At 49.1% G+C, this 14,085-nt stretch carries 15 protein-coding genes; 7 read left to right on the top strand and 8 right to left on the bottom strand.

Going from position 1 to position 14,085, the window contains the following annotated elements:
* The first annotated feature begins 27 nt into the window (after positions 1-27).
* The 5 genes from ACFL9S_RS07575 to lptG all read left to right on the top strand — a co-directional run bounded on the left by ACFL9S_RS07575 (position 28) and on the right by lptG (position 5,006).
* The gene (locus tag ACFL9S_RS07575) at positions 28-1,365 is read left to right on the top strand and encodes a lipopolysaccharide biosynthesis protein (RefSeq protein ID WP_405261221.1); all 1,338 of its coding nucleotides are present in this window, start codon (positions 28-30) and stop codon (positions 1,363-1,365) included.
* Positions 1,362-2,207, top strand: coding sequence for a hypothetical protein (locus ACFL9S_RS07570; RefSeq protein WP_405261220.1), 846 nt, complete (start codon positions 1,362-1,364; stop codon positions 2,205-2,207). Before ACFL9S_RS07575 ends, ACFL9S_RS07570 begins: the two co-directional genes overlap by 4 nt.
* Positions 2,207-2,791 (top strand): YtfJ family protein, encoded by a 585-nt coding sequence (locus tag ACFL9S_RS07565; protein ID WP_405261351.1) that lies wholly within the window; start codon positions 2,207-2,209, stop codon positions 2,789-2,791. The genes ACFL9S_RS07570 and ACFL9S_RS07565 overlap by 1 nt, the downstream gene beginning before the upstream one ends.
* A gap of 68 nt (positions 2,792-2,859) precedes the next feature.
* The gene (lptF, locus tag ACFL9S_RS07560) at positions 2,860-3,930 is read left to right on the top strand and encodes an LPS export ABC transporter permease LptF (RefSeq protein ID WP_405261219.1); all 1,071 of its coding nucleotides are present in this window, start codon (positions 2,860-2,862) and stop codon (positions 3,928-3,930) included.
* Positions 3,927-5,006 carry an LPS export ABC transporter permease LptG gene (gene lptG, locus ACFL9S_RS07555; protein ID WP_405261217.1) on the top strand — a complete coding sequence of 360 codons (1,080 nt, stop codon included), beginning with the start codon at positions 3,927-3,929 and terminating at the stop codon, positions 5,004-5,006. Before lptF ends, lptG begins: the two co-directional genes overlap by 4 nt.
* Before the next feature lie 18 nt (positions 5,007-5,024).
* Here lptG and spt read toward each other — a convergent pair whose 3' ends face one another.
* From spt to ACFL9S_RS07535, 4 genes are read right to left on the bottom strand one after another with little or no spacing between them, the layout of a single operon-like run.
* Positions 5,025-6,197, bottom strand: a complete 1,173-nt coding sequence (gene spt / locus ACFL9S_RS07550) for a serine palmitoyltransferase (protein WP_405261216.1) — start codon at positions 6,195-6,197, stop codon at positions 5,025-5,027.
* Positions 6,184-6,444, bottom strand: a complete 261-nt coding sequence (locus ACFL9S_RS07545) for an acyl carrier protein (protein WP_405261215.1) — start codon at positions 6,442-6,444, stop codon at positions 6,184-6,186. The genes spt and ACFL9S_RS07545 overlap by 14 nt, the downstream gene beginning before the upstream one ends.
* 29 nt (positions 6,445-6,473) lie before the next feature.
* Positions 6,474-7,388 carry an NAD-dependent epimerase/dehydratase family protein gene (locus tag ACFL9S_RS07540; RefSeq protein WP_405261214.1) on the bottom strand — a complete coding sequence of 305 codons (915 nt, stop codon included), beginning with the start codon at positions 7,386-7,388 and terminating at the stop codon, positions 6,474-6,476.
* A 5-nt stretch (positions 7,389-7,393) separates the two neighbouring features.
* Positions 7,394-9,142, bottom strand: a complete 1,749-nt coding sequence (locus tag ACFL9S_RS07535; protein WP_405261213.1) for a fatty acyl-AMP ligase — start codon at positions 9,140-9,142, stop codon at positions 7,394-7,396.
* A 450-nt stretch (positions 9,143-9,592) separates the two neighbouring features.
* On the opposite strand from ACFL9S_RS07535, the gene ACFL9S_RS07530 reads away from it, so the two are divergent.
* Positions 9,593-10,720 (top strand): N-acetyltransferase, encoded by a 1,128-nt coding sequence (locus tag ACFL9S_RS07530; RefSeq protein WP_405261212.1) that lies wholly within the window; start codon positions 9,593-9,595, stop codon positions 10,718-10,720.
* 247 nt (positions 10,721-10,967) lie between these two features.
* Here the strand turns inward: ACFL9S_RS07530 and ACFL9S_RS07525 are convergent, their stop codons facing one another.
* The 4 genes from ACFL9S_RS07525 to ACFL9S_RS07510 all read right to left on the bottom strand — a co-directional run bounded on the left by ACFL9S_RS07525 (position 10,968) and on the right by ACFL9S_RS07510 (position 13,412).
* The gene (locus ACFL9S_RS07525) at positions 10,968-11,207 is read right to left on the bottom strand and encodes a hypothetical protein (RefSeq protein ID WP_405261211.1); all 240 of its coding nucleotides are present in this window, start codon (positions 11,205-11,207) and stop codon (positions 10,968-10,970) included.
* A gap of 298 nt (positions 11,208-11,505) precedes the next feature.
* On the bottom strand, positions 11,506-11,742 hold the full coding sequence (locus tag ACFL9S_RS07520; protein ID WP_405261210.1) for a hypothetical protein: 237 nt from the start codon (positions 11,740-11,742) through the stop codon (positions 11,506-11,508).
* Between the two features lie 60 nt (positions 11,743-11,802).
* Positions 11,803-12,696: a dihydrodipicolinate synthase family protein gene (locus tag ACFL9S_RS07515; RefSeq protein WP_405261209.1), complete on the bottom strand. Its 894-nt coding sequence runs from the start codon at positions 12,694-12,696 to the stop codon at positions 11,803-11,805.
* Between the two features lie 20 nt (positions 12,697-12,716).
* Positions 12,717-13,412: a B3/4 domain-containing protein gene (locus ACFL9S_RS07510; RefSeq protein ID WP_405261350.1), complete on the bottom strand. Its 696-nt coding sequence runs from the start codon at positions 13,410-13,412 to the stop codon at positions 12,717-12,719.
* Between the two features lie 43 nt (positions 13,413-13,455).
* Between ACFL9S_RS07510 and ACFL9S_RS07505 the strand changes: the two genes are divergently transcribed.
* Positions 13,456-14,058 (top strand): helix-turn-helix domain-containing protein, encoded by a 603-nt coding sequence (locus tag ACFL9S_RS07505; RefSeq protein WP_405261208.1) that lies wholly within the window; start codon positions 13,456-13,458, stop codon positions 14,056-14,058.
* Positions 14,059-14,085 lie beyond the last annotated feature (27 nt).

The raw sequence follows: 14,085 nt of genomic DNA, 5'->3' as shown, positions 1-14,085 counted from the left end.
GAAATGGAATTCTTCAGGTATTAACCGATGAAGCATGGTTTCTCCGATGGTGTTTTTCGTACGATTATTCGTAACGCCGCATATTTAGGTTCCAGCAATGTCGTCAGCGCATTGCTGGGATTGCTGGCACTGTCGTTTGCAGGAAAAGGCCTTTCACCGGAGATGTTTGGCGTGCTTGTCGTGATTCAATCCTATGCAAAGGCGATAAGTGATTTTGTCAAATTCCAGACGTGGCAACTGGTGGTGCAATATGGAACACCCGCATTGGTCAGTAAGAACCTGGAAAAATTTCGCAATGTCATTTCCTTTTCCTTTGGATTAGATATCGCCAGTGGCGCTGTTGCCGTGATGGTGGGGATGTTACTGCTTCCGTTACTTTCACACTCCCTGGGGCTGGATGCTCATAGCTTCTGGCTTGCCATATTTTACTGCACGATTATTCCCTCCCTGGTGGCGGCGACCCCTACGGGGATTTTACGCGCCGTTGACCGTTTCGACCTGATCGCTATCCAACAAGCCACACGCCCTTTTCTTCGTGCGGTGGGGAGTGCGGTCTCTTACTTCGGTGACTTTGGTTTCGCGGGCTTTGTTATCAGCTGGTATGCCTCAAATTTGATCGGCGGCTCGTTATATTGGTGGTTTGCCTGGCGGGAGTTACGCCGCAGGGGCATTCTTCACGCTTTACGGCCACGCTTATTTGACGCCGCCCGGAGAATCGAAGGGGCGTGGAGTTTTGTATGGACAACCAACATTGCCCACTCTATTTGGGCGGCCCGTAATTCATGCAGTGCGGTTTTAGTGGGGATTGTTTTAGGTCCCTCTGCCGCCGGGTTATTCAAAATTGCGATGACGTTTTTTGATGCCGCAGGCACGCCGGCAAAATTGCTCGAAAAAAGCTTTTACCCTGAAATTATGCGACTGGACCCACGAACGAAAAGACCGTGGTTATTGGGGCTTAAGTCTGCTCTTTTAGCGGGTGGCGTTGGAATACTCGTTGCGCTGGCGGTAGTTGTTGTCGGTAAACCCTTAATTTCACTTGTTTTCGGCCATAGCTACCTGAGGGCATATGACTTAATTCAGGTGATGCTCTGCGCCATTATCGTGTCTATGATTGGGTTCCCCCAGGAGTCGTTATTATTTATGGCGGGGAAGCAACGTGCGTTCTTAGTGGCCCAAACCGCAGCCTCTACGTCATATCTCGTTCTTTTGATCTTATTTTCTCATTATTTTGGTGTAACAGGTGCCGCTTTTGCCTATCTGAGCGGGCAATGTTTAGACGTCATATTGTCATTTATCCCTGTTTTATATACCTGGCGGCACCGTCATTTATTAATTTTCAGGGACCACAAGGAGAGTAGCCCGTGACGAATGGAAGAAAATGGGAGACGTTTTCACCTGAAACAGTACAAAGACTATTTTCTGCAATCGATGAAGATGACCTTGTTGATGAAAATGTCAGCCTTCCTGGATGGATAGATGTACGGTGCGCGCAGGAGAGTCTTCAGCAGAATTATGCTCTGTGTATGCAGTATTGGCAGGAAGGGGTTCATCGCAAAGAGTTGCTGAGTTTAGTTCTTCAGTTACTGACTGACGCGGAGTTGTCTGAGCATGGGGCGATGCGCTTTAAAACCATTCGATCGCGCTATAAACATTTACGCTTTGCTCAGCGGCTCTACAGTAAAACCCATATATCCAGACTCTGGTTCAGTAAAACAACCGTCTTGCTCGGGAAGCTTCAGGATGCATTCCGTAACAAGAACAAACGATTAGTGAAAATTTACGCCAGGATACTGTGTTTTTATCTGAGTAAACCCATCTGGAGCTGGGTTATTTTTTCTCTGCGTCATATGCCATTAGATTCGGTGAGCCACTTTATTGCCTACCGACAACGGCAGATGCGAAAGCTACAGGTTTTAATCGCCAAACCTGAGCTGACAGGGCAAGAGTTTCACACTGTGCGTAAAATTGTCAGCCAGCAGGTATCTTATTACGACACGCTGAGGGCAATCGAACCGGGTAATCAGGACTTCCATCAGATTTCACGATTTTTAGCGGCCATTAATGGGGTGATGGGCGATCGGCACGATGAAATGATCGCCGATAATCTGTCAGGGAGAAAATCCTATGATGAACGCTGTCCATTGGATATTACTCTTCGCCAGCGTCTGGAACTGCTGATTGAGCGTTATCCGCTCAAGGAAGAATGATGACATTATGCCGACTGGTATCCATTTCACTGCTGTTATGGCCTTTAGCCGGATCGGCCCATAACTTCATTATCGGTGAGCGGGTTAAGCCAATAATGATTACGGATCGGGGAGCGCTGTTACTGAATGACGGTCGCTTACATTATCAACGCTGGCGGAGTTCAGAACTGGCAGGGAAAGTGCGAGTTGTGCAGTATATTGCCGGGCGTACCTCGGCGAAGAAGAAGAATGCGTTGCTGATTAGTGCGATTAAAGATGCGAAATTTCCTGCCGATCGGTTTCAGCCAACAACCATCGTGAATACTGACGACGAGATCGTCGGAACCGGATTTTTCGTGCAGAAAAAAATTGAGAAAAACAAAAAACGCTATCCCTGGGCTCAATTTATTATCGACAGTCATGGCCTTGGCCAAAAAACCTGGCAACTTGAGGAGGAGAATTCAACCATTTTGTTGCTGGATAACGAGGGGCATATTCAGTGGGTAAAAGAGGGGGCGTTAACACCGAAAGAAGTCCGTGAGGTCATCAATAACGTGCTGAGTCTGCTGAATGAGCAGCCTCATAACGCTGACTCACCGAAATAAATTGCCTGTTTTCGCTAACAATGCGCGTCAGGCTATCTGAGCCAGTCAATGTGGGATTGTCATCATCTATGGACTTGATTGAGCGTTATATCGTGACTCAGACCCAACGGTTAGTGTTGACCATTATTGGTTTTTTGATATTTATCTTTGCCAGTTATTCTGCCCAACGTTATCTGACTGAAGCCGCTAATGGCTTATTAACGTTGGGGATCGTACTCGATATTATCTTTTATAAAGTGCTTATTGCCTTGGAGATGCTGCTGCCGGTGGGTCTTTATGTTGCCGTCGGTGTTGCGCTTGGTCAGCTTTATAATGATTCCGAAATGACGGCGATTTTTGCCTCGGGTGCCAGTCCGTTGCGGATTTATAAAGCTGTGCTGTGGCTTGCCATTCCTTTAGGGCTGTTGATTTCGCTGCTCTCCCTGTATGCCAGACCCTGGGCTTACGGAAAAATTTACCAGTTAGAACAGCAGTCGCAGTCCGAACTGAACGTCAGTCATCTGATAGCCAATAAATTTAATGTCAATAATGATGGCCGAATGGTGCTGGCCGCAAAAATTGATTCTGTTGCCAATGTGCTAACCGATGCGCTGATTTATACCTCATCTGACAACAAGAGCCATGTCTATCGAGCCAGGAAGGTCAGGGTGCTGGATACGGTGTCTGCATCGCCTTCTGTCCTTTTGCAGGGGGGAACGTCTTACGTGCTGGAGCATCAGGGGAGTAAGGACCAGAAAATGATTTATCAGGATCAGCATCTGCAACTTAAAGCGATCCAGCAAGCGACGTATATGAAACGTAAGTCGGCATCCACCACCACGTTATCACGTTCGACCGATCCTGCTGATATCGCGGAGTGGCAATGGCGAGAAAGCCGTGGAGTTAATGCGATTTTAATGGCGTTGCTCGCTATTTCACTCAGCCGTATTAAACCGCGACAGGGACGTTTCACAACCTTACTTCCTTTAACTATGGTCTTTACCCTTATTTTTTATGGTGGCAATCTGTGCCGCACACTGGTTGCCAATGGGACTTTTCCCGTTATTCCGGGAGTGTGGCTTCTGTCCTTAATCATGCTTGTTGGGGTCATGATTCTTATCGTCCGTGACTTTTCGTTAGGGCGGAGAATTTCACGATGACACTCTTCAGCCGTTATTTAATGCGTCATGTTTTTAGCGGATTTGCAGCAGCAGCGGGGATGCTCATTCCTCTTTTTACCACGTTTAACCTGATTAATGAGCTGGATGATGTCAGCTCAGGGGGATATCGCTGGACTCAGGCTGTTCTGGTCGTATTAATGACCCTGCCCAGAGTTCTCGTTGATATGGGGCCATTTATTGCACTGCTCGGCGGGATACTGGGGTTGGGGCTGCTATCGAAAAATCTGGAGTTAACGGCTATTCGAACGGCGGGTTATTCCATTTTCCATATTGCTATGGCTATTTTGTGTGCCGGATTGATATTAACCCTGGCGCTCAGTGCGCTTGATGAATGGGGAGCTTCGCCCTTACAGCAGCGCGCAATCCAACTCAAGAACGCCGCGCTTTCCCAGGAGGTGAATAACGAGAGTGCCCAGAACAGGCTGTGGGCAAGGCGTGATGATGAATTTGCTACGGTAAAAAAACTGGATAAACATCATCAGCCGTCAGGCATTGAGATTTTTTATTATCGGAAAGATCTCTCTCTGGCATCCTACATTTATGCCGAAAATGCCACCATTATGGATAATGGATTATGGATCCTTCACCATGTGTATCTAAAAAATTGGCATTCCGAAAAAGAAGAGGTCAGCAGGCAGGATACCTTGCCCTGGCCCTCTATTTTTACTCATCTCAGTCTTGCTGAGCTGACCCTGCCAGGAAACAGTTTTTCTGTCAGGCAGCTCTGTCTTTATATTCGCTACCTGCACGATACGCATCAACCCAGCCAGGAATTTACTCTTGCGCTGTGGCAGAAGCTGGGCCGGCCTGTTTTAACACTGGCCATGATATTACTGGCGATCCCCTTTACGTTTAGCCTCCCTCGCTCACCAGGCTTGGGAAGTCGTTTAGCCAGCGGTGTCATTGTCGGGTTGCTGACTTACATCAGTTATCAAATCATCGTCAACTTAGGATTGTTACTCTCGCTGAATGCGCAGCTAACGACAGTTGCACCGCCGGTATTACTGCTGATCATTGCCCTGTTGCTGGTATATCGCTTTGATAAACGGCACTAGCCGCAGGGCAAGGAAGGATTAACGCTTTAACTCGGCAAATGCCTGAATGATTGCATCGATTTGAGCTTTGCTGTGTGCCGCGCTGACACTGCAACGGAGTAGCGTTTTACCCGCCGGTGTCGCGGGCGGTAACACCAGGTTGACATAGACATGCTTCGCGATCAGATTGCGCCAGAAACGCAGACCGTCTTCTTTCGACGCCATCACTACCGGGATCACCGGGCTGATGTTGGGGCCCAGCGTGTAACCCAGTTTTTCCAACCCCTGATAAAGCTGATGCGCATTTTTCCAGAGTGTATCGCGCAGCTCCGGATGTTGTGAAAGGGTGCTTAACGAGGAGCGTACAGACGCGATCGTCGAGGGCGATGGGGAGGCGGTAAAGATGTAAGCGCGGCTGCTGTAGCGCAGTGCATCCATTGCCAGCGAGCCGACGGCAAAGCCGCCGATAGACGCCAGGCTTTTGCTAAATGTGCCGGTGATGATATCCACATCATGCTCAACCCCGAGCGCTTCAGCAAGGCCACGACCCGTGCGGCCCATCACGCCAAAGGAGTGTGCCTCATCGACCACCAGATATCCCCCAAGACGTCGTTTAACACGGGCAATGTCAACCAGCGGAGCCACATCACCCAACATGCTGTAAATGCCTTCAACAATAATGATGGCATCGCGCGCGCGTGCTCCCAGACGCAACATGCGGCGTTCAAGATCCTGGGCATCATTGTGGCGGAACCGAATGATGGTGGCTCCTCCAAGGGCGCACGCATCATAGATGCTGGCGTGGCAGTCGGCATCGAGCAACACGACCGCATCGTGGTCGGCAAGGGTGCTGATAACTCCCAAATTAGCGGTATAGCCAGTAGAGAAGACGATGGCCGTCGGCCGGTTAAAAAAAGTGGCCAAATCGTGTTCTAACGCCAGGTGCGCACCATAACTCCCGTTAGCCATACGTGACCCGGTGGTTCCTGTCCCCTGAGAGGCTAATGCAGCCTGACCGCTGGCGATTGCCTCGGGATTAAATGTCAGGCCCAGATAGTTATTGGTGCCCGCCAGAATAATCTTTTGATGGCCAATGCGTCCTTCAGTTGCTGAGTAAATCTCATCAATACAGGTGCCAAATGGGCTAAGCCCGGAGGTCTGCAGCTGTTCCTGATAGCTGATATAGGGGGAGAATTTGTCATAGAGGCCCATAAGTCTTCTCCAGATAAGGGAGTAATGCATCCCGTAGCTGTTCGGGCGTTCTGACATCCAGCAAAATATTTATCGGAATGGGAATATCAAAGCGGTCTTCTAACATCATTAACAGATCCATCACTTTGATAGACTCCAGGCCCAGTTCATCAATGAGATTGCTGTCGGGATGTATCGCCACGTCGCTGGCGACCATCTCCTGCAAACATTGGATAATGTAATTCATTACAGCATCACGATTTATCATAGAAATGAAAATTCCCTCTTATCAGATAACTAAAATAGTCCTTCACGCAGTGCATGAATCAAACTTATTACAGGACGCCAGTGAATATCCCGGGACAAACAGAGATGGCTGGCAGACCAATCCGGGTGGGTTAATTCCTGAATTTTACTGCGCGTCAGCATCGGTTCTTTTCCAGTTAGTCGGCTCGACAGCAGGCTGATATCGGCCAAAAGCTTGAGAACAGGTAAAGGAACAGGGATTAACCGCACCGTTCCGTTACGAACCTCCTCACCCATTTGTTGTAATCGCTGCCAGCTATATCCACGGGTAACACCATCACAGAGTTCATAGGGAAAGGTCGGCTGCGGTTCGGCGATTAACCATTGCCCAACGGCCTGCGCTAAATCGCTGACGTGAATGAACGACAGCCGGGCAGTCGGTGCGCCCATCTGGGGGAGTACGCCACGCAGGAGCCAGGTGAACAGCGGTTTGAGTTCTTTGTCTCCGGGTCCGTATACCGCCGTTGGGCGAAATATTCCGAGCGAAATACCGGCCGCGTGGGCAGCTAACTGCTGTTCTGCAACATATTTGGAATGGGCATACCAGGACAAATCAGGATGGCGGGCAGCCAGAGAGGACATAAATAAGAAACGCTTAATATGACCACTTTTTTTAGCCGCTTGCAGCAGTTGCAGACTGCCGGTGACATTGCAGTGAGTGAAAATCGCTGCGCTGCGCCCACGAACCTGGCCTGCACAATGAACAACACTCTCTGCGCCATAAACTAATTCAGAGAGCGACTCGGGCTGATCCAGATCGCCGGGTATCCACGTCAGATTCTTCACGGATGTTTTAGGTTCGCTACGAGTCAGGGCGCGTACAGAAAAACCCCGTGCCAGCAAATTATCGGCAATATGTCTGCCGATAAAACCTGTCATGCCGGTGAGGGCGACCGTGGTTGCCATCACGACTAACCCGCCAGCTTAGCGTGCGTCTTGATGGCTTCGTTAAGCGCATGAAGATAACGTTTCTTCGCCTCCGCACGGGCCGGTTTACCTGAAGAGGTGCGTGGGAGGCTGTGCGGTGGCAGCAGTTCAATCTCAACAGTCACGCCAAATTCGCTATGAATATGGGATGTTAACGTGTGGATGATTTGTGCCCGACGCTCTTCGGCACTGACCCTGCACTGGATCTGCAAAATAATCCGCGCACTCTGATCGTGAGCGGTGACGAAGGCTATCGCATCACCGGAATGAATCTCCGGCTCCAGTTCGGCAATATATTCAATATCCTGAGGCCATATATTACGGCCACGAATAATTATCAAATCTTTCCTTCGACCGGTGATAAACAGGCAGCCATTGAGCAGATAACCTAAGTCACCCGTATCCATCCATCCGGTAGACTTGATTTCCTGCTGTGAGGTTGCATCCTGAAAGTAGCCGCTCATTAAACTGGGGCCTGAGATAAAAATATTACCAACTTCCCGCTCAGATAAAGGAATGCCCATTTCGCTACGAATGTCGATGCGATGATGCGGCAGCGCTTTGCCACAATTAACAAAGGCAGAGGTCGATCGGGTGTGTGGGCCAGGAGCCACTGCTTTACTCTGATATTCAAGAATGCCACGGTCGACTTCATCGATCAGCAGGCCTGAATCCTCCTCTACAAAGCAGACGGCCAGGGTATTTTCCGCCAATCCATAACAGGGCATAAAAGCCTTGCCATCAAAGTTAACTTGACTGAAGTGTTGAGCAAACAGATTCAGTTGTTCAGCGGAAATAAGCTCAGCGCCGACCCCGGCAATACGCCAGCTTGAGAGATCAATCTCGGCTAATTCTTTAGCGTTACTTCGGCGTAAGCACAGCTCGTAGCCAAAGGGGGGCGCGACTGAAATACTGCAACGGTTTTTAGTGATTAATTTTAGCCACTGCATCGGGCGCATGGCAAAGTCCTGAGTGCGTAAGTAATCGACGGATAACTGGGTTGCCACTGGCGTCAACAGGAAGCCAACCAATCCCATGTCGTGATAAAAGGGTAGCCAGGAAATACAACGATCCCCTGCGCGCGCCTTGATACCGTTGCGACTAATCACCTGCAGGTTAGACATTACCGCCCGGTGGGTAATGATAACGCCACGTGGAAAGCGCGTACTGCCTGAGGTGTACTGGAGATAGGCAATATCATTGGGCGCTGGCAGGGGGAGTTCGACATCTTTCTCCGGTAAGGCGTGAAAGTCAGTATTGCTGATGATATGCAGTGGCATGGCATCAGTGCTGGCCGAGCTAATCAGGGGCAACCACTCTTCATTACTGATAACAGCAACGGGTTGACAGTTGATTAATAACTCGCGGAGTTTCGCAATGTAAGTATGACGCTGGCCCATTCCCATCGGGATAGCCAGCGGTACTGCAACCAGCCCCGCATACTGGCAGGCAAAGAAAGCCTCTACAAAACCGATCTCCGTTTCAGCAATCAGCGCAACGCGGTCGCCCCGATTAATATTCAGTGATAACAGGCGCCGCGCTCCTGCAATAGCACGCTGTTTTAGTGAGCGGTATTCCAGCACGGATAAGAGCTGATTTCGCCGGTCGTAAAAATTCATTCCGGTGTTCCCCTGCGCTGCGTAATTCAATGCTTCCACCAGACTGGGGAAATCAGCATGGCGCAGGGGAAGAGAGTGGGTTGAACTTGTTTCAGATAGATGTAATGAAGCCATAGGTTAGTAATTACCATAAATAATAATAGCCGCGAAAAGGTATTGTTTTATGTAAGAATCAATGCGTCTATTTCATGTGTTAGTGAGTTTTAATTAAAAATTGTATTGAGTTGTAATTTTAGTGTCTGCTGGCATGAGATTTTTTCTTTGTATCGAAATATCGTTTGTCGTTATGTGTTTAGGGATTGAGTTTTTAGGGTTATCCTTGCATAGGGTGATGTTCTCATATCAACTGGCAACGATTATTATGACTGCAAGTTTTGAGAAAGTGTATGGTTTGTTTAATTTTGAAGGTCGAAAACGCATTAACAGGTAAAAATAGCAGTATTCATTCAGGTGGTAAATATGTAATGCCTTGAATTATTTGAAGGGGGAGTAAATAGCAGTGAAACGCAAACTTAATGCGCTCTGTAAGGTTAATATTGCTTTTTATTAATTTTTAAGGGTTTTATGATCCGTGTTGAAAAAGTCAATAATAAGCATGAGCTGAAAGCGTTCATCCATTTTCCCTCGCTACTCTATCGCGATGACCCTCACTGGATAGCGCCTTTATATATTGAACGCGCAGAGCATCTTTCTAAGAAAAACCCAGGTGCAGAGCATATTGAATGGCAGGCGTGGGTTGCTAAAAAAGAGGGAAGAGTGGTGGGCCGGATCACCGCGCAGATCGATACTTTACATCGCGCGCGTTACGGAGCAGACACCGGACATTTTGGCATGATAGATGCCATTAACGATCCCGGGGTATTCAGCGCTCTCTTTAGCGCGGCTGAAACCTGGCTGACGTCGAAAGGTGCATGGAAAATTACCGGGCCGTTTGGACTGAATATCAATCAGGAAAGTGGTTTGCTCATTGAGGGGTTTGATACGCCACCCTCGACAATGATGGCGTACGGTAAACCTTATTATGCGCAGGCGCTGGAGCAGCAGGGTTATGCCAAAGGCATAGACTTAACGGCCTGGTGGATGCGTCGTACCGATCTGCACTTTCCCCCGTCATTAACCCGCCTGATGGATAAGGTGCGCAAAAAGGTCAAGATCCGCCGACTCAACCGAAAACAGTTTGGCGAAGAGATGCAGATTATGCGGCAGATTTTTAACTCCGGCTGGCAAAATAATTGGGGATTTGTTCCTTTTACGGAACATGAGTTTGCCGTCATGGGCGACCAGCTTAAATTTTTGGTTCCCGATGATATGATCTACATTGCTGAAATCGATGCCAGACCCTGCGCCTTTATTGTCGGCATGCCCAATATTAATGAGGCCATCGCGGATTTAAACGGCAGTTTATTGCCCTTTGGTTGGGCGAAGTTGTTATGGCGCCTGAAAGTGAGCGGCGTTCGCACGGCGCGCGTGCCATTGATGGGGGTGCGTCAGGAGTACCAGTTTAGCCGCACAGGACCCGTTATTGCCCTGCTATTGATTGAGGCGTTACGTGGTCCTTTTGCAAGGCGAAAAATCGAGGCGTTAGAAATGTCCTGGATATTAGAAACAAATAGTGGCATGCGTTCAATGCTGGAGCGGGTTGGTGCGGTTCCGTATAAGTGTTATCGGTTGTATGAGAAACAGCTTTATTGAAGAGATAGAGTTGATACAAAAATTCAGGAAGAGTGATTTGGCACGGTTTTGCAGGATGGTGTAGCCAGTATTAGCCTATACTAAATTGAGCATCCTGACTTTAAGGTGAGATTTAAGCATTAAAACGGGTAATGCTTAATATTTCTCTACACCTGGCGTCAAGTAAAGGCCTGTTAAAAAGCCTTTACTTGATCTAATGACTATTATTAGCTCAGAGTTAATATATCAAGGTAATTCTGAATTGCTCTTACCAAAACAGAAATTTTATAGCTTTTTTTCCGAAGGCAGCCAGTGCTTCAGCGGATTTTTCAGCAATCACACCTAAACCGTTTCCTATGTTAGCCCCTGCTGATGTGACTTCATCGTTATTATTTCCAATCACAAGACCTAGGAGCATGCCGATGCCGGCACCAATATATTCACTGGCATTAGTAATAATGCCGCATCCACTAACGGCTTCAACTTCAAAAATACTTAACTCTCTCATTGGTATTGCATCCATGTGATATACAGCAGAAGTACTGTGTGCATTTTATAACATTCGTTTATAATGTTTTATATAGACTTTACGCCATTTTGGCTTTGTTGATTACAACGTTTATAAATGCACATCTCGATTTCTTGTGAAAAGTTATCAGTTTAGCCGAGCTATTAAAGTACAGTAGGGTTGACCGGCCCCCTGTTGATTAGTACACCCCGATATACCGTCAGGAATATGGGTACATGACCGAAGGTCACTGTCAGAAATCCGGTGAGTCCTGCATAAGTCAGACAGGCAGCAACAATCACCTTACGTCCATCTCTGGCCGTGTCGATACTGCGGGCAATAAATGGGCCAGCATATGTGGCAGGGTGATACAGGCTGCCATCCATCCTGTTACTGCAGAATACTGTTCAGACGACTGACACAGTAAAATCACTGCCAGCACACCGCCACCATCTGCAATTCGTGCCAGCATTGCGGCAAAGGCACGGACAAGCAAGGTGCTTCTATCAGGATGAAGATATCGAAGGGTCGTCATGAATATGCCTGCCTGGCCGGATTTAAGCAGGATCGGCAGACTGCCGATCCCGTGGGTGAGTTATTTCAGATCCAGCATTGTTATCACCTGGGCAATATCCGCGATATCACCTGCTGACAACGGAAGAAGAGGGCGGGGTAAACAATCCGTATTGGTAAGTCCCAGTACTCCTGCGGCTGCGGCGATAACCCGAATGCTACCGCCGTGTTTACGGAAAAGCGCCCACAAAGGCTCCAGGCGAGTTGTCAGAGCCGTAACGCGGGCATGATCGTTTGCTACCGCGGCCTCCGTTATCTGTTTGGCTGTTTCAGGGAACAAACCGCCACACACGGAGTACCAGACTTCACAACCGGCGTTTAATCCCAACCCGGAAAAAGCATCACCACTGACCCCGATTGTTACGCCCGGACGAAGGTGTTTGCGTAATGCATCCACCCGTTCGCGGGCAGCCGCCGGGCTATCAGGGACGCCCGGAATTTTTACCGAATGCACACCTTCCAGGGATGACAGAAGACCGTGCAACTCATCAGTAAAAGTAAAATGCGTGGTGCCAGGATTGTCATAGACACAAACTGGTACCGACACCTGCCGGGTCACCGTCTCAAAAAGGTTAAAAACCTCTTCGTTCCGGAGTGACTGATAGCTGACCGCTGGCAGCAACAGGGCGTCCGCACCTGCCAACTGTGCATCCTCAGCCAGACGCAGGATGGCATCGGTGCTGACCGCTCCTACACACACCATCACCGGGATGTCTCCGGCATGCTGTTTCGCCAGAGTGGCGATGCGCTTGCGCTGTTCCCGGGTCAGATATGCATAACTGCCGGTGGAACCCAGAATACCCATGGAATCAACGCGAGCCGCCGTAAGGCGAGCCAGAATCTTACTGAACCCCTGTTCATCCACACCGCTGGTGGTGACGGGGGTTAACGGGAAAGCAGACAAGCCGGTGAACATAAACTTTCTCCTGAATGATATTACGTGCGTTGCGCTTCGATGAGCACAACGTCAAACTGCAGACCCGGCATCATTTTTTCAAGGCCGTCGGTCAACATTTTCCCGGCTTCATGAAGCTTCTCCAGTGGCATTTGCGGCAGGCTTTCCAGAATAAACCACATCTGCCGGGCTTCAACGCCCAGGCGGGTTCTTATCCCCTGCCGCCAGTTCCAGCGGCGACAAGTTATTCCCGCATCATCACACCAGATAACTTCACCTTGTGGCGGATATTCAACTGCGGGTTGGCCGTCTTTTACAGTATCAAAAGGTTCTGTCCCTTTTGCCACAATCAGACGCGGTGAACCCTGATAGGCGGCGATGTTTTCGCCACCAACAGGAACGGCATACCGCAGACTAACGGCATTATAGAGATCCACGATCGGATCGAGAGCCGGCATGTCGCCGTCGCGAAGCACGCGTTTACGCAGAGCGTCAGCCGAGCAGGGCGTGCGTTTGGGTTTGGCGCCAAATGCCTGGAAAGCCTCAGCCCATGCGGCAAGTTGAGATTCTGCCCATTCTGGAGCGCCCGCCAGAACAGCTTTACAAGCATCTTTCAATGCCAGTTCACCAACCTGAGGGTTCAGTACGGGGGCTGCCTGCACAGAGATACTGAGCGCTCGAAAACCAGGTGCGACAGCATATACCTCAGGGGCGATTGACGGAGAGACAATGAACACGTGATAATCCTGTAATGACCAATTTATCTCATGATACCGACCAATGACCAAAAAAGTCAATTTAGTGACCGATGCCGGTGCTGATGTTAGTACAGTGAACGAAGCTGTCTCACTTCGAATAAAGCAGTACCGCAAGCAAAAAAAATTATCGCTCGACGAGCTATCCAGACGAGCAAATGTCAGTAAAGGTATGCTGGTTGAAATTGAAGGATGTAAGGCCAACCCCAGTATTGCGCTGTTGTGCCGTCTTGCTGCTGCAATGGGCGTCTCTGTTGCAGACTTTGTCGATGTCAGCGTCAAGCCTGATGTTCACATTATTGCGGATGCCGAGATCCCTGAACTCTGGAACGGAGAAAAGGGGGGGCGTGCCAGGCTGCTTGCCGGGTCAGGGGGACCTGACATGACGGAACTCTGGATGTGGGAAATGCAGCCTGGGGAAAAATTTTCTTCGCCAGGACACCCTGCGGGAACGTTGGAGTTGCTCTATGTTCAGTCCGGAACGCTCACGCTGGGTGTGAAGGAGAGCTATTACCAGTTGATGACCGGTTGCTCTGCGACGGCGAGAACGGATGCTCCCCACTTCTATGAAAACCAGGGCGAAAGTATTCTGAAATTTATCATGACGGTTAACGAAAAAGCATCCTGAGAAGGTTGCTACAGGATATGAACCGTC

This window comes from Erwinia sp. AnSW2-5 (assembly GCF_045107195.1).
GTDB lineage: Bacteria > Pseudomonadota > Gammaproteobacteria > Enterobacterales > Enterobacteriaceae > Erwinia.
The sequence above is the reverse complement of the archived record's forward strand: the minus strand, read 5'-3'. Positions and strand labels throughout refer to the sequence as shown.